This is a genomic window from Pseudomonas sp. WS 5011 (genome assembly GCF_012985775.1).
GTDB lineage: Bacteria > Pseudomonadota > Gammaproteobacteria > Pseudomonadales > Pseudomonadaceae > Aquipseudomonas > Aquipseudomonas peli.
The window spans coordinates 101480-121554 of sequence record NZ_JAAQXA010000005.1 but is presented as its reverse complement, the minus strand read 5'-3'; the positions used below and the strand labels follow the sequence as shown (position 1 = coordinate 121554).

At 61.0% G+C, this 20075-nt stretch carries 19 protein-coding genes; 6 read left to right on the top strand and 13 right to left on the bottom strand.

Annotation, left to right across the window (positions count from 1 at the left end; all coding sequences use genetic code 11):
- Positions 1-69: 69 nt before the first annotated feature.
- From HBN63_RS07550 to HBN63_RS07525, 6 genes are all read right to left on the bottom strand, one after another.
- Positions 70-1416: a 3-deoxy-7-phosphoheptulonate synthase class II gene (locus HBN63_RS07550; RefSeq protein ID WP_170048977.1), complete on the bottom strand. Its 1347-nt coding sequence runs from the start codon at positions 1414-1416 to the stop codon at positions 70-72.
- Between the two features lie 106 nt (positions 1417-1522).
- Entirely contained in the window at positions 1523-3313 is a 1791-nt protein-coding gene (locus HBN63_RS07545; RefSeq protein ID WP_170048976.1) for an N-acyl-D-glutamate amidohydrolase, read from the bottom strand.
- Positions 3310-4050, bottom strand: coding sequence for a sulfite exporter TauE/SafE family protein (locus tag HBN63_RS07540; protein ID WP_170048975.1), 741 nt, complete (start codon positions 4048-4050; stop codon positions 3310-3312). Before HBN63_RS07540 ends, HBN63_RS07545 begins: the two co-directional genes overlap by 4 nt.
- A complete protein-coding gene (locus HBN63_RS07535) occupies positions 4050-4832 on the bottom strand; it encodes an SDR family NAD(P)-dependent oxidoreductase (RefSeq protein ID WP_170048974.1) in 783 nt (260 codons plus the stop codon). Before HBN63_RS07535 ends, HBN63_RS07540 begins: the two co-directional genes overlap by 1 nt.
- On the bottom strand, positions 4832-5767 hold the full coding sequence (locus HBN63_RS07530; RefSeq protein WP_170048973.1) for a bile acid:sodium symporter family protein: 936 nt from the start codon (positions 5765-5767) through the stop codon (positions 4832-4834). The genes HBN63_RS07535 and HBN63_RS07530 overlap by 1 nt, the downstream gene beginning before the upstream one ends.
- Positions 5767-7107, bottom strand: coding sequence for an NAD(P)-binding domain-containing protein (locus HBN63_RS07525; RefSeq protein WP_170048972.1), 1341 nt, complete (start codon positions 7105-7107; stop codon positions 5767-5769). Before HBN63_RS07525 ends, HBN63_RS07530 begins: the two co-directional genes overlap by 1 nt.
- 163 nt (positions 7108-7270) lie before the next feature.
- Between HBN63_RS07525 and HBN63_RS07520 the strand changes: the two genes are divergently transcribed.
- Complete coding sequence (locus HBN63_RS07520; RefSeq protein WP_170048971.1) at positions 7271-8044, top strand: spermidine synthase; 774 nt, start codon at positions 7271-7273, stop codon at positions 8042-8044.
- A 6-nt stretch (positions 8045-8050) separates the two neighbouring features.
- Here HBN63_RS07520 and HBN63_RS07515 read toward each other — a convergent pair whose 3' ends face one another.
- Positions 8051-8842, bottom strand: coding sequence for a crotonase/enoyl-CoA hydratase family protein (locus tag HBN63_RS07515; protein ID WP_090247917.1), 792 nt, complete (start codon positions 8840-8842; stop codon positions 8051-8053).
- A gap of 352 nt (positions 8843-9194) precedes the next feature.
- Between HBN63_RS07515 and HBN63_RS07510 the strand changes: the two genes are divergently transcribed.
- Entirely contained in the window at positions 9195-10907 is a 1713-nt protein-coding gene (locus HBN63_RS07510; RefSeq protein WP_170048970.1) for a DEAD/DEAH box helicase, read from the top strand.
- A 71-nt stretch (positions 10908-10978) separates the two neighbouring features.
- Here HBN63_RS07510 and HBN63_RS07505 read toward each other — a convergent pair whose 3' ends face one another.
- Positions 10979-11749: a class III extradiol ring-cleavage dioxygenase gene (locus tag HBN63_RS07505; protein WP_170048969.1), complete on the bottom strand. Its 771-nt coding sequence runs from the start codon at positions 11747-11749 to the stop codon at positions 10979-10981.
- 168 nt (positions 11750-11917) lie between these two features.
- Here HBN63_RS07505 and HBN63_RS07500 point away from each other — a divergent pair, with 168 nt between their 5' ends.
- Positions 11918-12574, top strand: coding sequence for a thiopurine S-methyltransferase (locus HBN63_RS07500; protein ID WP_170048968.1), 657 nt, complete (start codon positions 11918-11920; stop codon positions 12572-12574).
- A gap of 53 nt (positions 12575-12627) precedes the next feature.
- Here the strand turns inward: HBN63_RS07500 and htpX are convergent, their stop codons facing one another.
- The 4 genes from htpX to HBN63_RS07480 all read right to left on the bottom strand — a co-directional run bounded on the left by htpX (position 12628) and on the right by HBN63_RS07480 (position 16062).
- On the bottom strand, positions 12628-13500 hold the full coding sequence (gene htpX, locus HBN63_RS07495) for a protease HtpX (protein ID WP_170048967.1): 873 nt from the start codon (positions 13498-13500) through the stop codon (positions 12628-12630).
- Between the two features lie 143 nt (positions 13501-13643).
- Positions 13644-14096: a hypothetical protein gene (locus tag HBN63_RS07490; protein WP_160084860.1), complete on the bottom strand. Its 453-nt coding sequence runs from the start codon at positions 14094-14096 to the stop codon at positions 13644-13646.
- Positions 14096-14839 (bottom strand): SDR family NAD(P)-dependent oxidoreductase, encoded by a 744-nt coding sequence (locus HBN63_RS07485; protein ID WP_090247909.1) that lies wholly within the window; start codon positions 14837-14839, stop codon positions 14096-14098. The genes HBN63_RS07490 and HBN63_RS07485 overlap by 1 nt, the downstream gene beginning before the upstream one ends.
- 11 nt (positions 14840-14850) lie before the next feature.
- Complete coding sequence (locus tag HBN63_RS07480) at positions 14851-16062, bottom strand: pyridoxal phosphate-dependent aminotransferase (protein WP_090247908.1); 1212 nt, start codon at positions 16060-16062, stop codon at positions 14851-14853.
- A gap of 245 nt (positions 16063-16307) precedes the next feature.
- Between HBN63_RS07480 and msrB the strand changes: the two genes are divergently transcribed.
- The 3 genes from msrB (at position 16308) to HBN63_RS07465 (ending at position 17769) form a co-directional block, all read left to right on the top strand.
- Positions 16308-16703, top strand: coding sequence for a peptide-methionine (R)-S-oxide reductase MsrB (gene msrB / locus HBN63_RS07475; protein ID WP_170048966.1), 396 nt, complete (start codon positions 16308-16310; stop codon positions 16701-16703).
- 110 nt (positions 16704-16813) lie between these two features.
- A complete protein-coding gene (locus HBN63_RS07470) occupies positions 16814-17299 on the top strand; it encodes a glutathione peroxidase (RefSeq protein ID WP_170048965.1) in 486 nt (161 codons plus the stop codon).
- Positions 17296-17769 (top strand): MarR family transcriptional regulator, encoded by a 474-nt coding sequence (locus HBN63_RS07465; RefSeq protein ID WP_170048964.1) that lies wholly within the window; start codon positions 17296-17298, stop codon positions 17767-17769. The genes HBN63_RS07470 and HBN63_RS07465 overlap by 4 nt, the downstream gene beginning before the upstream one ends.
- Here HBN63_RS07465 and HBN63_RS07460 read toward each other — a convergent pair.
- Positions 17745-20057 (bottom strand): response regulator, encoded by a 2313-nt coding sequence (locus HBN63_RS07460; protein ID WP_170048963.1) that lies wholly within the window; start codon positions 20055-20057, stop codon positions 17745-17747. The two genes, HBN63_RS07465 and HBN63_RS07460, sit on opposite strands and share 25 nt — an antisense overlap.
- Positions 20058-20075 lie beyond the last annotated feature (18 nt).

Sequence of the window (20075 nt, the reverse complement as noted above, 5' to 3'; positions counted from 1 at the left end):
CGCGGGCATGGCCCGCTCCTACGCCATACAGAGGTTGTAGGAGTGGCCCATGTCCGTGAACGACAGCCGTTAGCGGCGGACTTGCTTGAGGGTTTCGGCGATTAGGAAGGCCAGCTCCAGCGACTGGTCGGCGTTCATCCGAGGGTCGCAGTGGGTGTGGTAGCGGTCTGACAGGCCGTCTTCGGTGATCGGCCGCGCGCCGCCGATGCATTCGGTGACGTTCTGCCCGGTCATCTCGATATGAATGCCGCCAGCGTAGCTGCCCTCGGCCTGGTGCACGGCGAAGAACTGCTTCACTTCGGCAAGGATCTGCGCAAAGTCGCGGGTCTTGTAGCCGCTTGAGGCCTTGATGGTGTTGCCGTGCATCGGGTCACTGCTCCACAGCACCTGGCGACCTTCGCGTTGCACGGTCTGGATCAGGCGCGGCAGACCGGCTTCGACCTTGTCGGCGCCCATGCGCACGATCAAGTTGAGGCGGCCGGGATCGTTGTCCGGGTTGAGGATATCGATCAGGCGGATCAGGTCTTCGCTGTCCATGCTCGGGCCGACTTTCACCCCAATCGGGTTGCCCACGCCGCGCAGAAACTCGACATGCGCGCCGTCCAGCTGACGGGTGCGGTCGCCGATCCACAGCATGTGCGCCGAGCAGTCGTACCAGCCGCCGGTAAGGCTGTCCTTGCGCACAAACGCTTGCTCGTAGTTCAGCAGCAATGCTTCGTGGGCGGTGAAAAAGCTGGTTTCACGCACTTGCGCCGCGCCGTCCATGCCGCAGGCACGCATAAAGGCCAGGGTTTCGTCGATGCGGTCAGCCAGCTGGCTGTACTTCTCGCCGAGCGCCGAGTTGGCAATAAAGTCGAGGTTCCACTGGTGCACCTGATGCAGGTCGGCGAATCCGCCCTGGGCAAAGGCGCGCAGCAGGTTCAACGAAGCCGTGGACTGGTGGTAGGCCTGCAGCAGGCGCTCCGGGTCTGGCACGCGGCTGGCCGAGTCAAAACCGATACCGTTGACGATATCGCCGCGGTAGGCGGGCAGGGTCACGCCGTCGATGGTTTCATCATTGGCCGAGCGCGGCTTGGCGAACTGGCCGGCCATGCGCCCGACCTTGACCACCGGGCAGCCGGCGGCGAAGGTCATGACGATGGCCATCTGCAGCAGCACCTTGAAGGTGTCGCGGATTTTTGCCGCGCTGAACTCGGCAAAGCTCTCGGCGCAATCGCCACCCTGCAAGAGAAACGCGCGCCCCTGGGTGACTTCGGCAAACTGGCGGCGCAGTTCACGGGCTTCACCGGCAAATACCAGCGGCGGATAACCGGCCAGGGTCTGCTCGACCTGGGCCAGCTGCGCGGCGTTCGGGTACTGCGGTTGTTGCTGGATCGGCTTGGCTCTCCAGCTTTCAGGGCTCCAGGGTTGCGACATTGCGGCTCTCGGCTTAAGTCAATTTAGGCGGACGGGCATGGTAACCGATAAGCCATGGCCGGCAAGCCGATAGGCGCGATAGAGCCGCTGCATGGTGACGTGCGGCTCAGGCCGTGGTGGGTTTGAACCCTGCTGCTGGCATTGTGCGCGGCGCAACGTCACGCCCCGGCAGAAAGCTGCCAAAGCCGGGCTGCTTGCCCAGCGCGTCGGGGAACTCGGCGCCGCGGCGGTAGGCGATGCGACCGTTGATCAGTGTGGCGTCCACCGCTGCGTCATTGCGTTTGACCACGCGCTCCAGGCCGAGCACCTCCATCGGCGCTTCATGGATGTCGTCCAGCTCATCGGTCAGCCCGGCTGGGTTAACGATCACCACATCAGCACGGTCGCCAACGCGGATAGTGCCGGCGTCGACCCCGATAAAGTCCGCCAGCTCGCCAGTCAGGCGGTGGATGGAGCTGCCCATGTCCATAAACGGCGTACCGGCCAGTTCGGCATCGCGCACGTATTTAAGGAAGCGCAGCGGAAAGTTGTACTGAGCAATCGAGCGCAGGTGTGCGCCCGAGTCAGCGAAGCCCGGCTGGGTCCAGGGGCTGGAGAGCAGCTTATGCATCACTGCCTCGCGCTGGTTGCCATAGCAGGTGGTCCACTTCAGTGCCTCGCGGTACTGGCAGGCCAGCTCGAAGTAGGCGTCCACCGGGTCCAGGCCATGGGCGGCGCCGAGTTGCTTGAAGTTCTTGCCGACCATGCTGGCGTCCGGGCATTCGGTTACCCAGCAGTCGGAGAAGTCTCGGTGCCACAAACCCTTGGTCAGCACGGCCTTGACCTGCTTTTTGAACAGCGCACGGAACTCCGGCTCCAGCACCTTGGCGTACAGCTCGTCCGGGTCTTTGATGTTGCGCAGGATCTCGCCCGCACCGAACTCCTCGAAGGCGTTCACATTCAGCCCTTCCAGGCGCAGGGTGAAGGGCGCTGGAAGAGTCTGCCAGCGGAAATGGCCGCCCAGCACGCGGTTGGCCAGCCAGCCAGAGAGGCGGGTGAAATAATGCAGCAGCGGCTGGGATTTCAGGTCCAGGGCGGTCAGCATTGAACACTTCAGCGGTTGGCGGAACCAGCCGTGGGCCTGCCAGAGGAAGGCGAACACATTGACCTTGGTCACCGCGTTCGGTGCGCCCTGCATCACCGCACCACGCCGGCGCAGGATGGCGAACAGGCGGGAGAACTCCGTCCAGCTGGCGAAGGTCGAGGGCAGTGGGCTGGACCAGGCGCGGTCGCCATCCATCTTGTCCAGGCGCGTGGTCATCACCGATAGGCCGATGCAGCCGGCGTCCAGCGCCTCTTCCAGCAGTTGCTCCATGCGTGCAAGTTCGGCTTCGGTCGGTTTGACCTGGCTGGTGGCGCGCTCCAGGCCCATTACCGCCACGCGCAGTTCGGAGTGGCCAAGGAAGGAGCTGACATTCGGTCCCAGCGGCTGCTGGTTGTAGAACGCGCGATAGCCGGCGGCGTCGCGCCAGGTTTTCTTCTCTTTAAGAATCGGCAGCACGTATTCACGCGGCACCGCTTCGACGCGGGTGAACAGGTCCGAGCAGTCCTCGGCATCGGCCAACACCATGCTGATCGAGCAGGAACCGATGGTCACGCTGGTCACGCCGTGGCGCACCGATTCCTTCAATGCTGGCGCAGCGATCACTTCGGCGTCGTAGTGCGAGTGGATTTCCAGAAAGCCCGGGGTGACCCACTTGCCGGCAGCATCCAGCACCTCGGGGCAACCGCTTTCATCCAGCGGGCTGAGGCTGAGTACATCGATGCGTCCGTCCTTGATGCCGATATGCCGCAGCTGCCCTGGCTGGTTGCTGCCGTCGAAGTACAGGCCGTTCTTGATGATGATGTCGTGGCTCATAGCAGACTCCAGGGCGCGAGTAGCAGGCCGCCGGTGACCAGCAGCAACAGGTAGATGGCAATGCGGAAATGTTGTTCGTTGAAGCGTTGGTGCAGGCGTTCACCCAGCCACACGCCGACCAGCAGCAGCGGCGCGTAGCTGGCGACTTGCGGCAGGGCGGGCAGCAGGCGGCCGTCGAGCAGAAAGGCCAGGGTCAGCAGGCTGTTGAGGGTGAACCACACCGTGACCAGGGTGGCGCGCAGGCGCGCTTTATCCAGTTGCGTACCGGCCAGGGCAAATACCAGCAGCGGCCCGCCGGAGGCGAACAGGCCGTGACTGATGCCCGCGCACAGGCTGAGCAGGCGGCTAAGCCACATGGGCCGCACGGGTTGCACGACCGCATGACGCAGGCGCCACAGTTCGCGAGCGGCAAACCACAGCACCAATGCGCCAAACAGGCGCTTGGCCAGGGCAGCATCGAGAAAGGGCAGCAGGGCATAGCCGAGAGCCGTGCCGAGCAGCATGCCGGGCAGGATCATGCCCAGCAGCAGGCGGTGGTCGATCATCTGCCGATGCCGCCAGACCAGGTAGCCGGTCATGCAGATATTCAGCGGCACCAGCACCGGCAGCAGCTGGTCGATGGGCAGCAGCAGGGCGCCCAGTGACAGGGCAATCACGATGCTGCCGAAACCGGTGATCGCCTCCAGGGTGTAGGCCAGCAGGATAAACCCGGCCAGGGTCAGCCAGATAAGCTCCATCAGCCCATCTCCCCGACGAAGCGCGCGCTCATCTTGCGGTAGTAGAAACCAGGGGCGATGCGCCAGAGCAGGCTGGCCAACCAGCTGCCACGGTCGGGGAACAGGCGCTCGCGGCCTTGCATTTGTGCTTGGAGAATCTGCGCGGCCATCCAATCGGCACCGCGTACCTGGCCGATGGTTGAACGGCCGTGCTGCGCCTGCTGGCCATCGCCGCCGAGGGCGTTCTCTTCGATAGGTGTATCGAGAAAGCTCGGGTACACCAGCAGCATCTTGATGCCGTCGCGGGCGGCCTCAGCGCGCAGCACCTCGAAGAACTGGCCGAGGGCGCTTTTCGCCGCGCAATAGCCGGCACGGCCGAGCACCGGCATCCAGCCGGCCATGGAGCCAATGGCGATGATCTGCCCACGGCTCTGGCGCAGCAGCGGCAGGGCGCTCAGGGTCAGCTCCACGGGCGCCTGATAATCGACGGCCATGACCTTGCGCAGCACGGCTGGGTCTGTCTGCATGGCCGGCGAGCGGTGGGTGATGCCGGCGTTGTTGATCAGCACATCCAGGCCGCCGAAGCGCTCGCGGCAGGTTTGCAGCAATTGCTGATGCAGGTGCGGGTCGGTGATATCGCCGGCCAGGCCGATTACCCGCTCGGCGCCCAGCTCATTTACCCGCGCGGTCAGGCCGTCTGCATTGATATCGGTGAGCAGCAGGTTGCAGCCTTGGCCGTGATAGGCGCGCGCAAGCTGCCAGCCGAGGCCGCTGGCGGCCCCGGTGATCATGATGGTGGGCATTATTTTTCTCCAGCGCTGGCTAGGGCTGTAGGTGCGGGTGAGGCGGCGATGGGCGCACTGCGCGACCAGATAAAGGCCAGGGTCAGACCGCTGACCAAATGCCAGCAGCCCCAGAACGCGGCGATCAGCAACATGCCGCTGGCCTGCGGGAAGAAGGTGAAGATGATCACCAGGCCCAGGGCCGAGTTCTGGATACCCACTTCCAGGGTGATCGCCCGGCGATCCGCTGCCGGCAGCCCGGACAGCCGCGCGCAGCCGTAACCCACCGCCAAAGCCAGGGCGTTGTGCGCCACCACCAGCCAGAAGAACAGATGGAAGTGCGCGATGAATTGGTCGAAGTTGCGGCTGAAGGCCAGGGTGACGAAGGCCAGCATCACCAGCAGGGCAAAGATCCGCAGCGGCTTTTCCACCTTGAGCGACAGGCTGGGAAAGCGCCGGCCGATCCACATGCCGGCGATCAGCGGCAGGCCGAGCACCAGCAATACCAGGAGCAGCAGGCTGACTGGATCCATGGCTATCTGCGTCAGCAGTGGTCGGGTCAGCGGATTAAGCCAGGCGTAGAAGCCGAAGTTCAGTGGCGTCAGCACGCTGGCCGCGAGGCTGGATACCGCCGTCATGCTCACCGAGACCGCGACGTTGCCCCGCGCCATCCAGGTCATGATGTTGGAGAAGCTGCCGCCGGGGCAGGCCGCCACCAGCATCATGCCCAGGGCCAGCATCGGCTCGATGCGCAGCGCCCAGCAGGCCAGACAGGTCAGCGCCGGCAGCAGGACAAATTGCGCGAACAGGCCAATCAGCGGTGCCTTGGGCTCGCGGACGATGCGTTTGAAGTCATCCAGGCGCAGGTCCAGCGAGACGCCGAGCATCATCACCGCGAGGATGATGTTGATCAGCACCAGGCTGCTGGGGTCGAACTGGATATTCACCGGCTCCATCACAGGCTTCCTTCAACAGTGCGGCTGGCGGTAGCAGGCAGCGCAGCCAGGCCGGCGCGCAGGCTATTGCTGTGCTGCGCGATGCTTTGACGATAGCTGTCCTTGTGCACGTAGTAGGCCATGCGCTCCAGTTGCAGGTACTGGTAGCCGCCGTCCAGGCGTATGCCGGCGCGTTCGCGTTTGAGCACCTGGAAGTCTTTGGCCGCCTGGCTGCCGGCTTGCAGTCCTTTGATATAAAGCGCCACCAGCTCAGCCTGCTCGTCACGGCCCTGCCAGCCAAGGCCTGAGGCTTCGACCATGCCCAGCATAAACAGATCGTCGTACTCGGGATGGAACACATTCAGGTACAGCTGCGGCGCGCCGGCGTTGCTCGGCCAGTTAAGGTGCGCACGGTCGATAAAGGGGTAGTCGAGCTTGTAGCCGGTGCCTTGCAGAATTAGGTCGTACTCGGCTTGTTCGCCATCGCTGAAGGTCACCTGCAAACCGTCGATTTTGGCCACATCACGGCGCGCCTTGATATCGCCATGGCCGAGGTAATGCAGCACCAGGGAGTTCATCACCGGGTGTGACTCGTAGAGCTTGTAATCCGGGTCGGGCAGGCCGTATTGCGAAGGTTTGCCGACCAGTGCGCGTATCAGCAGGCCATCGAGGAATTGCTTGAACGGGCGCGGCAGCTTGATCGCGCCGCCAAGCGTGTCGGTCGGCCGGCCCAGGGTGAATTTGGGCAGGAAGTAATAACCGCGACGCACCGACAGGTCCACCGAGACGGCGCGGTGCACAGCGTCCACGGCGATATCGCAGGCCGAGTTGCCGCAGCCGATCACCAGCACGCGCTTGCTGTCGAACACCGCTGCTGAGCGGTAGTCGCTGGAGTGCATCAGCTCACCCGTAAACTCGCCCGGCAATGCCGGCTGGTTGGGTGTGTGCAGGGTGCCGTTGGCCATCAGCACACCGTCGACCAGCCATTCACGCTGCACGCCATTCTGCTCGCTGATCAGCTTCCAGCCTTTGTCCAGGCGCTGGATTTCCACCACGCAGGTATTGAACTGGTAGTGCGCATACAGGCCGAAGTGCTCGGCGTAGTCGCGGAAATAGCGGCGCATCTCACTGTGATGCGGGTAGGGGGCCACCTCGTCGCGCATCGGAAATTCAGTGAATTGGGTGGTGCCCTTGGAGGAAATCAGGTGCGCCGAGTCGTACATGGTGCTGTTCGGATTATCGATATCCCATAAGCCGCCAACATCCGCGTGCAGTTCGAAACCGACAAAGTCGATACCGTACTTGTGCAGTTGACGTGCTGTACACAGCCCCATGGGGCCGGCACCGATAATGGCGTACATGGCAAACCTCGATATTTGTTTTTATTGTTGTAGCCGCATAACGACGAACTCGGCGCTCCCGACTGCGGCAAATTATCGCGTGACCGGGGGAGGGTGCCTCAATGACAATTAGCGCCTTTCCTCTGGCCGAAATGGTCGGGGATGTCACGGTGGAGTGTGCGGGATGCCAGGTTTACCTCCGGTTGGACAGATGCCGGACCCGCTGTTGATCGCTGAAGTGCACGATGCCTTCGGGGTGATTCAGGTGGTCGAAATGGGCGCGTATCGCTTTCTCGAATTTGGTGAGGCGATTGAGCAGAGCTGCGTCTATATGCCGGACCCCAGCTGGCTGGAGTACGACTACACCCGCGCCATGCTGCTTGGCGCGTTGTGCCATGAACACCCGGAAAGTGCTCTGTTTCTGGGCCTTGGCGCCGGCAACCTGACCCAGGCCTGCCTGAAGTTTCTGCCGCTGGACGATGTTGAGGTGATCGAGCTGCGCGCCGATGTGCCGCGCCTGGCCATGGAGCACATGGGGCTGACCGATGATCCGCGCCTGACCATTCGTATCGGCGATGCGCTGGAACTGCTGGAAAGCGCGGAAAAGACCGACCTGCTGTTTGTCGATCTGTACACCGACCATGGCCCGGCGACTGGGCATCTGGCCTGGCGTTTTCTGGAAAACTGCCAAAAGCAGCTTAACCCTGGCGGCTGGCTGATCATCAACCAGTGGGCCGGCAACGACGGCAAACCACTGGGTGCGCCGCTGCTGCGCGGCCTCTACCACCGGCATTACTGGGAGTGCCCGGTGAAGGAGGGCAATGTCGTGTTGCTGGTGCCGGCGGATCTTGAGCAGAACATCGACTTTACCGAACTGCGGCGCCGCAATGAGCTGCTGGCGCCGCGGTTCGGTTATTCGCTGGAGTCGTTGATCAAAGCGGTACGTCCTGCGACCTGATCACGTTCAACGCCCTTTAAAGTCGCCCGGACGGCGTTCCAGCATCGCTCGCACGCCTTCCTGCGCATCTTCACTGGCCATCAAGCGAGTCACGGTCGGGTGCAGGCTGGCGGCTGCGGCAGCCGGGCCTTCGACCACCGCCTGGCGCGCCGATGCCAGGGTAGCCTGCACACCCAGCGGGGCTTGTGCGGCAATGCGTTCAGCCAGCCACAGTGCCTTGGGCAGCAGCTCCTCGCTGGCTACCACCTGCTGGATCAACCCTAGGCGATAGGCTTCGTGAGCATCGAACTCATCGCCGGTCAGCAGCCAGCGCATGGCATTGCCCCAGCCCGCGCTCTGGTGCATGCGCAAGGTGGCGCCGCCGAACGGAAAGATCCCGCGCTGCACTTCCATCTGCGCGAAGCGGGTATTGCTGGCGCACAGGTTGATATCCGAGGCCAGCATCAGTTCGATACCGATCGTATAGCAGTAACCCTGAGCAGCGACGATCACAGGTTTGCTCACTCGCGGCCCGCCGAACACGCCCCAAGGGTCACAGCCGTCGTCAGGGATCTTCCAGCCGGCGGCAAATTGCGCCGCTACGTTTGCCAGGTCCAAACCAGCGGTGAAGTGTTCACCATGGGCAAATACCAGCGCCACACGCGCATCGCTGTCGCGCTCGAACTCGCCGTAAGCCCGGCACAGATCATCCAACATGGGCATATCGAAGGCGTTGCGTTTGCTCGCTCGGTCCAGGCCGATCAACATGATCTGGCCACGTTTTTCACGGCTGACGCGGCCGCTGGTGCTTTGGGTCATGGCTGGGAGTCCTTGTGCGCAGGTAGGTGAGCTGGGGTTGAGGCCGTTACAGCATGGCAGTTGCAGGCTATCAGAGGATGGCTGTATGGCACGTTATAGGTGCTGCTTATGCATTTTTTATACTTGGTTGATGGAAAAACAGGCACATCGGCCAGGTTTTCCGGTATAGTGCGCGCCGGTCAATTCTTGGCCACGTTCAGGTAGTACAACTCGCCCGAAGGTTTACTTTGGCAGTTAGTCCGTTTTGCGGACTATCCTTGACGATTCATTTATCACACGTTTTCGCAAATCCCCGCCGACATGGCTGCCAGGGTGACTCTCGGGTCTTACACGGCATGCGCAGCTTTGGAACATGGGTCTTTGCGGATGCACTAGAGGCAGACCCATGACCCAGGAAACCGGCGGCTTCGCCGCACTCGGACTCAACTCCAATATTCTCGCTGCACTGACCGCCGTTGGTTACGAAGAGCCGTCGCCGATTCAGGCGCAGGCCATTCCCGTAATTCTGTCCGGTCAGGACATGATCGGTCAGGCCCAGACCGGTACCGGTAAAACCGCTGCTTTTGCGCTGCCGATCCTGTCGAAAATCGACCCGGCCAAGAAAGAGCCGCAGGCGCTGATCCTCGCGCCAACCCGCGAGCTGGCCCTGCAAGTGGCCACCGCGTTTGAAACCTATTCCAAGCAGATGCCAGGTCTGAATGTGGTGGCCGTTTATGGCGGCGCGCCAATGGGGCCGCAGCTGAAGGCTATCCGTCAGGGTGCACAGGTCATCGTGGCTACGCCGGGTCGTCTGGTTGACCACCTGCGTCGTGATGAGAAAGTCTTGTCGACCATTCAGTACTTGGTCCTCGACGAAGCTGACGAAATGCTCAAACTGGGCTTTATGGATGACCTCGAAGTGATCTTCGAAGCCATGCCAGCCAGCCGTCAGAGCGTGCTGTTCTCCGCGACCCTGCCGCATTCGATCCGCGCCATCGCAGAAAAACACCTGCGCGATCCGCAACACATCAAAATCGCTTCGAAGACCCAGACCGTGACTGCGATTGAGCAGGCGCACCTGATGGTCCACGCCGACCAGAAGCACGCGGCTGTCCTGCGTCTGCTGGAAGTCGAAGAGTTCGACGCGCTGATCGGTTTTGTGCGCACCAAACAAGCCACCCTGGACCTGGCAGCTGCGCTGGAAGCCAAGGGTTACAAGGCTGCTGCACTGAACGGTGACATTGCCCAGAACCAGCGTGAGCGCGTGATCGAGTCGTTGAAGGATGGCCGTCTGGACATAGTCATCGCTACCGACGTTGCTGCTCGCGGTCTCGATGTGCCGCGTATCACCCACGTTATGAACGTGGACATGCCATATGACCCAGAATCGTACGTGCACCGTATCGGCCGTACTGGCCGTGCGGGTCGTACCGGTCGCGCCCTGTTGCTGGTAACGCCACGTGAGCGCCGCATGCTGCAAGTGATTGAGCGTGTAACCGGGCAGAAAGTGGGTGAGGTGAAGCTGCCGGACGCTCAGCAAGTACTGGACGCACGCATCAAGAAGTTGACCAACAGCTTGGCGCCACTGGTGGCCGATGCCGAAGCCAGTCACGGTGATCTGCTGGATCGCTTGACGGCCGATATCGGTTGCAGCCCACGTGCTCTGGCCGCAGCACTCCTGCGCAAGGCCACCAATGGCCAAGCTCTTACCCTGGCTGAAGTTCAACGTGATCAGCCGTTGGTTCCGGGTAGTGGTAGCAGCGCTCCGCGTGAACGCAGCGAGCGCAGTGAGCGTCCTGATCGTGAAGTCAGCCGCGAGCGCCGTGCACCGGTGCCGTTGGCCGAAGGCCGCGCGCGTTGCCGCACCGCCCTGGGTGCGCGTGACGGGATTGCCGCGAAGAACCTGCTGGGTGCGATCCTCAACGAAGGTGGTTTGACCCGTGAAGACATCGGTCGCATTCAGGTGCGCGAGAGCTTTAGCCTGGTCGAGCTGCCGGAAGAAGGCCTTGATCGTCTGCTGGGTAAGTTGAAAGACACCCGCGTCGGTGGCAAGCCGCTGAAACTGCGTCGTTATCGCGAAGATTGATACTTCGCTGAATAAAAAAGCCCCGCTCAATGCGGGGCTTTTTTATGGCTGTAACTCTGTGGGCATAGGGCTTAGGTGAAGCTGTAGATATCCATCCCCAGTGCGCCCAGGGTGAAGCCGCTGTGCTCGACCTTGAACTGCCCGCCAGCACTTGCGGCAAAAAACAGCGGCAGCAGGTGTTCATCGCTGGGGTGGTTGCGCGCAGCATAGGGAGCTTGCCGGCGATAATCATCGAGGGTGGCGTTGTCCTGTCTCGTCAGTTTATCCACGATCCAGTCGCGGAAAGCCTGCGCCCAGGGCTTGATGACATCTGAACCTGCATGCCAGTCAAGTTCGCCGAGGTTGTGAGTGATGCTGCCCGAGCCGATCAGCAGCACGCCTTGCGCGCGTAAGCTGGTCAGTGCCTGGCCGACGCGGCGCTGCAGGGCAGGACCCTGGTGGCTGGGCAGGGAGATTTGCACCACGGGTATATCTGCCTGTGGGTACATCAGCGCCAGGGGCACCCAGGCACCGTGATCCAGCGGCCGTTCAGGATCCAGCTGGGCCGGAAGTCCGGCTTGCTCCAGCAGATTGGCGATCTCGGCGGCCAGCTCGGGCTCGCCTGGTGCTGGGTATTGCACCTGATACAGTTCAGCGGGAAACCCGTGAAAGTCATGCCAAGTTTGTGGGTGTACGGCGCTGCCAACCCGCAACTCACGACTTTCCCAGTGCGCCGAAACCAGCGCAATCGCGCGCGGCTTTGGTAGTTGGCTGGCCAGGCTGGCGAGGGCTGGACCGCTGGCGCCGGGTTGCAGGGCCAGCATGGGTGAGCCGTGGGAGATAAATATACTGGGCAGTGACATGACAGGCTCCTGATCGGTTTCCTGCATCTTCTATCAGCCAATCTGTACATAAAAGCGTAAAAGACTGGGTATTTAAATCGCTTAAATCGATGGTTTTCGCGGGGGAGCTTCTTGGCCTTATGGGCTGTGTGCGTCACGATCTTTCGTTGAGTCTTTTCAGGAGTGGGTATGCACGCAGAATTTTGGCAGGCACGTTGGGCGCGCAGTGAAATCGGTTTTCATCTACCTGAGGTCAATCCCTATCTGCAGCAGTATTGGCCGGCGCTGGGTTTGCCGGAGGGCGCACGTGTGCTGGTGCCGCTGTGTGGCAAGAGCCTGGATCTGGCCTGGTTGGCGGGGCAGGGTTATCACGTCGTCGGTGTTGAGCTGGCGCAGCGTGCAGTGGAAGATTTCTTCGACGAGCATAAGCTGCTGCCGGAGGTCAGTGAGGTCGGCGCGCTCAGGCTGTATCGGGCTGGCGCTGTGGAAATCTACTGCGGTGATTTCTTCGCCCTGACGGCTCAGCAGCTTGATGGCTGTTCCGCACTGTATGACCGCGCCGCACTGATTGCATTGCCGCCAGAAATGCGCGCGCGTTATGTGGCGCATTTGACGCAAGTCTTACCTAGCGGCTGCCAGGGGCTACTGGTGAGCTTGGACTATGACCAGGCGCGGATGGACGGCCCGCCCTTCGCTGTGGCAGATGAGGAGGTGCAGCGCTTGTATACGCCTGAATGGCAGTTGCAGGAGCTGATGTGCGGCGATGTGCTGGGCGATAACTGGAAGTTTTTAAAGCGCGGCCTTGAGCGCCTGGATGAGCGGGTCTATCAGCTGCGTAAAGACTGAATCACAGCCACAAAAAAGGGCGACTCAAGAGTCGCCCTTTTTGCTTTTGCTACTTAGCCGCGCTGACGCAGGGCTTCAATGCGGACTTCCAGTGGCGGGTGGGTCATCAGCAGGCCAGCCAGGCCGCCTTTGAGGCCACCGTTGATGCCGAACGCGGTCATGCTGTTAGGCATGGTGACCGGCACTTCCTGTTCGGCGCGCAGGCGCTGCAGAGCGGCGATCATGGCACCTGTGCCGGCCAGGCGTGCACCAGCTTCGTCGGCCTTGAACTCGCGCTTACGCGAGAACCACATAACGATGATGCTCGCCAGGATGCCCAGAACAAGCTCGGCGAAGATGGTGGCAACGAAGTAACCGATGCCTGGGCCGTCTTCGTTTTTCAGAATGACCTTATCGACAAAGTTGCCGAAGATCCGTGCGAAGAACATCACGAAGGTGTTTACCACGCCCTGAATCAGCGCCAGGGTAACCATGTCGCCGTTGGCCACATGGCCGATTTCGTGGGCCAGTACCGCGCGTACTTCGTCAGGCGAGAAGCGCTCCAGCAGCCCCTGGCTGACGGCTACCAGGGCATCGTTCTTGTTCCAGCCGGTGGCGAAGGCGTTGGATTCGTAGGCAGGGAAGATACCCACTTCTGGCATCTTGATCCCGGCTTCGCGGGACAGTTCTTCCACGGTCTGCATCAGCCACTGTTCGTGGCGGGTGCGTGGCTGGGTGATGATTTCGGTCTTGGTGCTCATCTTCGCCATCCACTTGGACAGGAACAGCGAGACCAGCGAGCCGGCAAAACCGAACACGGCGCAGAAAACCAGCAAGCTGCCATAGTTCTGGCCGGTAAAGCGGTCAACCCCGAGCAACTTCAGGGTGATGCTGGCGATGATCAACACCGCAATGTTGGTGGCCAGGAACAGCATAATGCGCATCATGGTGTATTGAGACTCCTCACGAGAACGTTCTATAAGGTCGTTGAAACCCTGTTTTGGCTGTTTCGCCGGGTTTTCAACGACCACTCTTGGATATGACGGCTATATAAGGGCGCACCCCCAGGCACTTCAACCTGGCGACTATTTCAAACTATGTCGCTTGCGCCGTTTAGGCTGGATTCGAACAGCAGGCGAGTCAGGCGGGCTATGCGCTCGCCATGCCTTTGGCCCAGCGCTTCGCGCAGCTGAAAGGCCAGGGTGGCGTGCACGCGGCGCACGCTGGGCGGCAGGGCGTCACCCTCTGGCAGGGCGTGAGGCACGCCGCGGGTCAGGCGCAGAAAGCCCTTTTCGCTGAGCACGGCCTGATCCAGTGCGTCGTAACCGATGGTGGAGTCAAAGCGGATATAGCCTTCCTCGGCCAGCCACAGCAGGGCGCCCAGGCAACTTTGATGGCGTGGTGTGGGCAGGCCGAACTCATCCGGCTCTTCGCGGCCGATCAGGTCTTCGACATACAGTGCGGATTTACTCGGAAACGCCTGGTACAGAGTCAGCATGCCGGCGGCGGCATCCTTGTAGAAGTCGTCGATCTGCAGGTCCATCAGAATTTGCCAATCATTGAGGTTGGAAGATAAGGCAGCACGCGGCCCAGGAGCGCCCAGGGCCAGCCAGGCACGTAGGCGCTAACATGGCGTTTGTCGATGTGCTTGGCGATCAGCGCCGCGCCGCGTTCTACATCAATCAGAAATGGCCGGCTGGCCATATCGCTGTTCAGTGGGGTGTCGATAAAACCCGGCAGCAGCAGGGTGGTGTCGATGTTCTTACCCAGCAGCTCGGCGCGGGTGGCTTCCATGTAGCTGATCAGGCCAGCTTTGCTCGCCGAATAGGCCGCCGTATGCGGTAAACCGCGTTTGCCGGCGACTGAGGCGACGGCAACCAGGTGGCCGTGGCCTTGCTGGCGAAACAGTGCGCAGGCGGCATCCAGGCAGGCAATCGCGCCGATCAGGTTGGTTTCCACGGTCAAACGTGCGCGTTTGAAATGTCCACCGCCGGCTTTACCGGTTAGTGCGATACCGGCATTGGCAATAATTCCGTCCAGACCACCGAGCAGGTTTGCGGCCAGGCCTACGGCGTCCTGGCATGCGTCGTAGTCGGTCACATCCAACGGCAAGACCACCACTTTGCGCTTGAAGCGCGCCTGCAGTTCGGCGGCTAAGAGGTGCAGGCTGTCTTCGCGGCGTGCGGCTAGGGCCAGGTCATAACCCTTGGCCGCCAATTCGCGGGCCAGAGCGGCACCGATACCAGAGCTGGCACCGGTTAGCAGGTAGCGTTTGCTCTGGTTCATGTGCGCTCCGATTACTGTTGGTAAGTCTTGAGGAAGCTGCCGATACGGCCGATGGCCATTTCTAGCTCATCCACGCGCGGCAAGGTGACCACGCGGAAGTGATCCGGCCACGGCCAGTTGAACGCGGTGCCCTGAACGATCAGCAGTTTTTCCGAGAGCAGCAGATCCAGCACAAACTTTTCGTCGTTGTGGATTGGGCAGACCTTCGGGTCAATCTTCGGGAAGGCATACAGCGCGCCCATCGGTTTGACGCAGCTGACCCCGGGAATGTCGTTGAGCAGTTCCCAGGTGCGGTTGCGCTGCTCCAGCAGGCGTCCTTGCGGCAACACCAGGTCATTGATGCTCTGGTAGCCGCCCAGCGCTGTCTGAATCGCATGCTGGCTTGGCACGTTGGCGCACAGGCGCATGTTGGCGAGGATGTCGATGCCTTCGATGTAGCTCTGTGCGCGGTGCTTGGGCCCGGAAATCGCCACCCAACCGGAGCGGAAACCCGCCACGCGGTAGGACTTGGACAGGCCATTGAACGTCAGGCAGAGCACATCTGGGGCCAGCGATGCGGTAGAAATATGCTGGGCTTCGTCGTAGAGAATCTTGTCGTAGATCTCGTCGGAGAACAGCACCAGGTTGTGTTGACGGGCCAGTTCGACGATGTCCATCAACACTTCTTTGGAATACACCGCGCCGGTCGGGTTGTTCGGGTTGATCAGCACCAGGGCTTTAGTGTTTGGTGTGATTTTCGCGCGCATGTCGGCGATATCGGGGAACCAGCCCGCCTGCTCGTCGCACAGGTAATGCACAGGCTTGCCACCGGCAAGAGCCACTGCCGCCGTCCACAGCGGGTAGTCCGGTGCCGGGATCAGTACTTCATCACCGTTATTCAGCAGCGCCTGCATGGCCATCACGATCAGCTCGGATACGCCGTTGCCCAGGTAGATGTCTTCGATACCAACACCTTCTACCTGCTTTTGCTGGTAGTACTGCATGACCGCCTTGCGCGCACTAAACAGACCCTTGGAGTCGCTGTAGCCCTGGGCTGTGGGCAGGTTACGGATCACATCCTGCAGAATTTCTTCAGGCGCTTCAAAACCGAACGGTGCCGGATTGCCGATGTTCAGCTTGAGGATGCGATGGCCTTCCTCTTCCAGGCGTTTGGCGTGCTTGAGCACCGGCCCGCGGATGTCGTAGCAGACGTTGGCAAGCTTGTTCGATTTGCTGAACTGCATGTATGTGATCCCGAATGGTGGACGCCGCTGAATTACCCTGCAAAAAGACGCGATCTGACGAGCCTTGGCAGGTTGTAACGCCGGTGACAGACTGGGGTCGAATGATACGTGGCAGTCCGACCTTGGCAAAGGTACTGGTCGGGCTTTTTTATGGCGTGCCATCCATGGCCGCCACCCTTTGGGCCGTCGCTGCGCGACGTTAAAAATCGCTCCCGGCGATTTTTTCATGTAGAGGAGACTTGCCTGTGGACAAGCTGGAAAAACCCCTGGAAGCCTGGCGCGAAGAGCTTTCCGAGGAGCAGTTTCATGTCTGTCGCCTGGGCGGCACCGAGCGCGCGTTTACTGGCCAATACCACGACAGTAAGGTGCCAGGTATTTACCACTGCGCCTGCTGCCAGGCTGAGTTGTTTGATTCGGACGCCAAGTACGACTCTGGTAGCGGTTGGCCGAGTTATTTTCAGCCGGTCAGCAGCGAGGCCATCGCCAGTCTGGATGACTTCAATCACGGCATGCACCGTATCGAAGTCAAATGCGCCAAGTGCGATGCTCACCTGGGGCATGTGTTCCCTGATGGGCCGGCGCCGACGGGGCTGCGTTATTGCATCAACTCAGCGTCGCTCAAGCTAGTACCGAAGGCTTAATGCTATTGCACAGGCCCGCTATCAGCGGGCCTTATTTTGCTTTAATTAAATTGCATGCAATTTAATTGCTCGCTATCTTGCGTTAACTCCCACTCATCAGGATGACCAGCATGAGCAACGCACTCTTCGATATTCCGGTTACCACCATCAAGGGCGAGCAGAAAACCCTGGCCGATTTCGGCGGCAAGGCCGTGCTGGTGGTCAACACTGCCAGCAAGTGCGGTTTCACCCCGCAGTACAAGGGCCTGGAAAACGTCTGGCAGCAGTACAAGGATCAAGGTCTGGTGGTGCTGGGCTTCCCCTGCAACCAGTTTGGCAAGCAGGAGCCGGGCGATGAAGGCGCGATCAGTGAGTTCTGCGAGCTGAACTTCGGTGTGAGCTTCCCGTTGTTCAAGAAGGTCGATGTGAACGGCAGCGATGCCCACCCGCTGTTCGTCAACCTGAAGAAGAGCGCGCCGGGCCTGCTCGGCAGTCAGGGTATCAAGTGGAACTTCACCAAGTTTCTGCTCAGCGCCGACGGTACGGTGATCAAGCGTTTCGCCCCGACCACCAAGCCTGAAGAGCTGACTGCCGAGATCGAAGCATTGTTGAAATGATCCAGGCCAGTCAGCACGTGGACGAGGAGCTGCAGCTGGACAACCAGCTGTGTTTCAAACTCTATGCCGCTTCACGGGCGGTGATCCGCGCCTACAAGCCGATGCTTGATCAGCTCGGTCTGACCTACCCGCAGTACCTGGCGATGCTGGTGCTGTGGGAGTGGCAGCAGCAACCGCCGGCGCTGCCAACAGTCAAGGCGTTGGGTGAGCGTTTGTTGCTCGACTCCGGCACGTTGACGCCGCTGCTCAAGCGCCTGGAGCAGCAAGGCTTGTTGATGCGCAAGCGTTCTGTCAGTGATGAACGTGAGGTGCACTTGGCGCTGACCCCGGCCGGCGGCGCCTTGCGTGCGCAGGTGCTGCCGTTGAAAAGCCAGTTGTTGTGCGAGCGCGGTGTTGACCTGGATCAGGTCGCGGCGTTGCGCGGTCAGGTGGGCGTGTTGCTGGATCAGTTTATGGCGCTTAACCACTGATCGAGCAGCACCGCTAGCTCGTCTTTACGGAAGGGCTTGGCCAGGTAGTCGTCCATCCCCGCAGCACGGCAGCGCTCACGTTCATCGGACAGCGCGTTGGCGGTGAGGGCAATGATTGGCAACTCGGCGAATTCGCTTTTCTGGCGAATTTGTCGGGTGGTTTCATAGCCGTCCATGACCGGCATGTTGCAGTCCATCAGAATCAGATCGACCGTCTGGGTTTCCAGCAAGGTCAGCGCTTCGCCACCATGATTGGCCAATAACACCTCGCAGCCGAGCTTGCCGAGCATGCCCTTGGCTACCAGCTGATTGACTGGGTTGTCTTCCACCAGCAAGACGCGCGCCTGGCGGCTGCGTTGCGGTTCGCTGTGCTGCTCGGCGGCATGTGCAGTGCCCTGGCCGAGAATGCGGCGTAAGGCCTGCAGCAGCACCTGGCGTGACAGCGGTCGGGCCAGTTGCTCGATAGGCGCAAGGTTCTCCACCTGTTCGCTGCTGAGAAAATTACCGTAGGCGCTGACCACCAGAATGGGCAGGCTGGAGTGCGCGCGCAGCTCATTCAAGCGCTGCGGGCTGTCGCTGATCAGCACGTCCGCATCAAGTGGGCCCAGCACGCTGTCGGCATCCTGATGCTGATAGTGCAGGCCCCAAGCGGGCAGCAATCGGCTCAGCTGTTCACTCAGGCCTGAGCTCGCTGGGCTGAGGCCAATAACGCGTCCGTGCAACACGGGAAGTGGCTGGGTGTAGTTCTGGCTGGGCAGCGGCAGGTCAACGCAGAAGGTGCTGCCGAAGCCTTCCTGTGTCTCCAGGCTCAGTTGGCCGCGCATGGCTTCGCAAAGTCGGCGGGTAAGGGCCAGGCCCAGGCCGGTACCGCCAAATTGCCGGGTGATACCAACGCCGGCCTGAGCAAACGGCTGGAAGATCCGTGCTTGAGCCTCTTCGGCAATACCGATGCCAGTGTCGCGCACAATGATCCTGACGCCATCGTTATGCGTGCTGACACTGATGTCTACGCGGCCAAAGCGGGTGAATTTCAGCGCGTTGGACAGCAGGTTGCTGACAATCTGCCTAACCCGAGTTGGGTCGCCGAGCAGCTGGTTGGGCAGCTGGGGATCAATCAGGCAGGTCAGTTCAACGCCGGGTGCGGCGTTCTGCGAAAGCAGGTTGGCGGTGTCTTCGACCATGCTGCCGAGGTCAAAGGGAATGTGTTCCAGCTCCAGCTGCCCAGCCTCGAATTTCGACAGGTCGAGAATGTCGTTGAGCAGCTCGACCAGCACCTTACCGGAGTCATGGGCGATCGACAGCTGTTGGCGCTGCTCGTTATTCAGCGGCCCGTCCAATGACAGTGCGAGCATGCCGAGTAGGCCATTGAGTGGGGTGCGGATCTCGTGACTCATATTGGCCAGGAAGGCTGAACGCGCCTGAGCCATGTCCAATGCCGTGCGTTTGGCCTGCTCCAGTTCGCGGTTGGAGTCGAGCAGGCGGCTGTTGGCGGCTTCCAGTTGTTCGGTGCGTGCCGAGACCATGTCTTCCAGCTCGGCCAGGTAGCGAGTCAGGCGGGCTTCGGCCTGCTGACGCTGCTCGATCTCGCTGGCGATGCTGCTCAGCTGACGGTTGGTGACATCGACCAATACGCCGATTTCATCGCGTTCATGGTTGGGCGGGTAGGGCAGCTTGGCGTTGTTGGGGCTGCGCAGGTCACGTTCGCTGAGGGCACGGATAAAGCCAGTGAGTGGCTTGGTCAGCATGAAATAGAAGAGCACCAGCAAGATCAGTGACAGCAGCAGGCTACGGGCAAAACCGGTCAACAAGGTCAGCAGTGAGCGATTGAGGAAGTGGCTGCCAAAGGCGTAGGTGTCGACTTCCAGGCTCAGTTTGCCCAGCGGCTCTTCGGGGGAATGGCTGACGAACAGGGCCGTTTCAAAGTGCCGGCGCTCGCCGAACATGAAATCGCTGAGCACCCGGTAGCGACTTTCCATGGCCGGGCGGCTAACGCTGGCCAGGGTGAGCTGATTGTTGTCGATGATTTGCGCGCTGATCACGGCCGGTGAGCGCAGCAGGCCCAGTACCAGTTCCTGCGCCAGTTCAGCGTCAATGTTGTAGGCGATGCGCGCAGCCGGGTTGTGGCTGATCTCCATCAGTGCGTTGATCTCGCGGTTGATGGAGGCATCTTCGCTGGCATAATCGATGCCCACTTGTATCAAGCTGAGCGCAGTGCCGAGGATGAAGGCTACCAATACGGTCAAACCGGCCTGTTTGAATGACAGGCGTTGGGTAAGCGCTATATCCATATTGGCCGGTTGATCTCA

Excerpts from the sequence above, each read along its gene's own strand:
- HBN63_RS07485 (WP_090247909.1), bottom strand. The coding sequence starts at position 14,839 with ATGAACCAGAGCAAACGCTACCTGCTAACCGGTGCCAGCTCTGGTATC.
- HBN63_RS07460 (WP_170048963.1), bottom strand. The coding sequence starts at position 20,057 with ATGGATATAGCGCTTACCCAACGCCTGTCATTCAAACAGGCCGGTTTG.
- HBN63_RS07510 (WP_170048970.1), top strand. The coding sequence starts at position 9,195 with ATGGGTCTTTGCGGATGCACTAGAGGCAGACCCATGACCCAGGAAACC.
- HBN63_RS07540 (WP_170048975.1), bottom strand. The coding sequence starts at position 4,050 with ATGGAGCTTATCTGGCTGACCCTGGCCGGGTTTATCCTGCTGGCCTAC.
- HBN63_RS07530 (WP_170048973.1), bottom strand. The coding sequence starts at position 5,767 with ATGGAGCCGGTGAATATCCAGTTCGACCCCAGCAGCCTGGTGCTGATC.
- HBN63_RS07505 (WP_170048969.1), bottom strand. The coding sequence starts at position 11,749 with ATGTCACTGCCCAGTATATTTATCTCCCACGGCTCACCCATGCTGGCC.
- HBN63_RS07490 (WP_160084860.1), bottom strand. The coding sequence starts at position 14,096 with ATGGACCTGCAGATCGACGACTTCTACAAGGATGCCGCCGCCGGCATG.
- HBN63_RS07470 (WP_170048965.1), top strand. The coding sequence starts at position 16,814 with ATGAGCAACGCACTCTTCGATATTCCGGTTACCACCATCAAGGGCGAG.
- HBN63_RS07525 (WP_170048972.1), bottom strand. The coding sequence starts at position 7,107 with ATGTACGCCATTATCGGTGCCGGCCCCATGGGGCTGTGTACAGCACGT.
- HBN63_RS07545 (WP_170048976.1), bottom strand. The coding sequence starts at position 3,313 with ATGAGCCACGACATCATCATCAAGAACGGCCTGTACTTCGACGGCAGC.
- HBN63_RS07535 (WP_170048974.1), bottom strand. The coding sequence starts at position 4,832 with ATGCCCACCATCATGATCACCGGGGCCGCCAGCGGCCTCGGCTGGCAG.
- HBN63_RS07500 (WP_170048968.1), top strand. The coding sequence starts at position 11,918 with ATGCACGCAGAATTTTGGCAGGCACGTTGGGCGCGCAGTGAAATCGGT.
- HBN63_RS07480 (WP_090247908.1), bottom strand. The coding sequence starts at position 16,062 with ATGCAGTTCAGCAAATCGAACAAGCTTGCCAACGTCTGCTACGACATC.
- HBN63_RS07465 (WP_170048964.1), top strand. The coding sequence starts at position 17,296 with ATGATCCAGGCCAGTCAGCACGTGGACGAGGAGCTGCAGCTGGACAAC.
- HBN63_RS07520 (WP_170048971.1), top strand. The coding sequence starts at position 7,271 with ATGCCAGGTTTACCTCCGGTTGGACAGATGCCGGACCCGCTGTTGATC.
- HBN63_RS07550 (WP_170048977.1), bottom strand. The coding sequence starts at position 1,416 with ATGTCGCAACCCTGGAGCCCTGAAAGCTGGAGAGCCAAGCCGATCCAG.
- HBN63_RS07515 (WP_090247917.1), bottom strand. The coding sequence starts at position 8,842 with ATGACCCAAAGCACCAGCGGCCGCGTCAGCCGTGAAAAACGTGGCCAG.
- htpX (WP_170048967.1), bottom strand. The coding sequence starts at position 13,500 with ATGATGCGCATTATGCTGTTCCTGGCCACCAACATTGCGGTGTTGATC.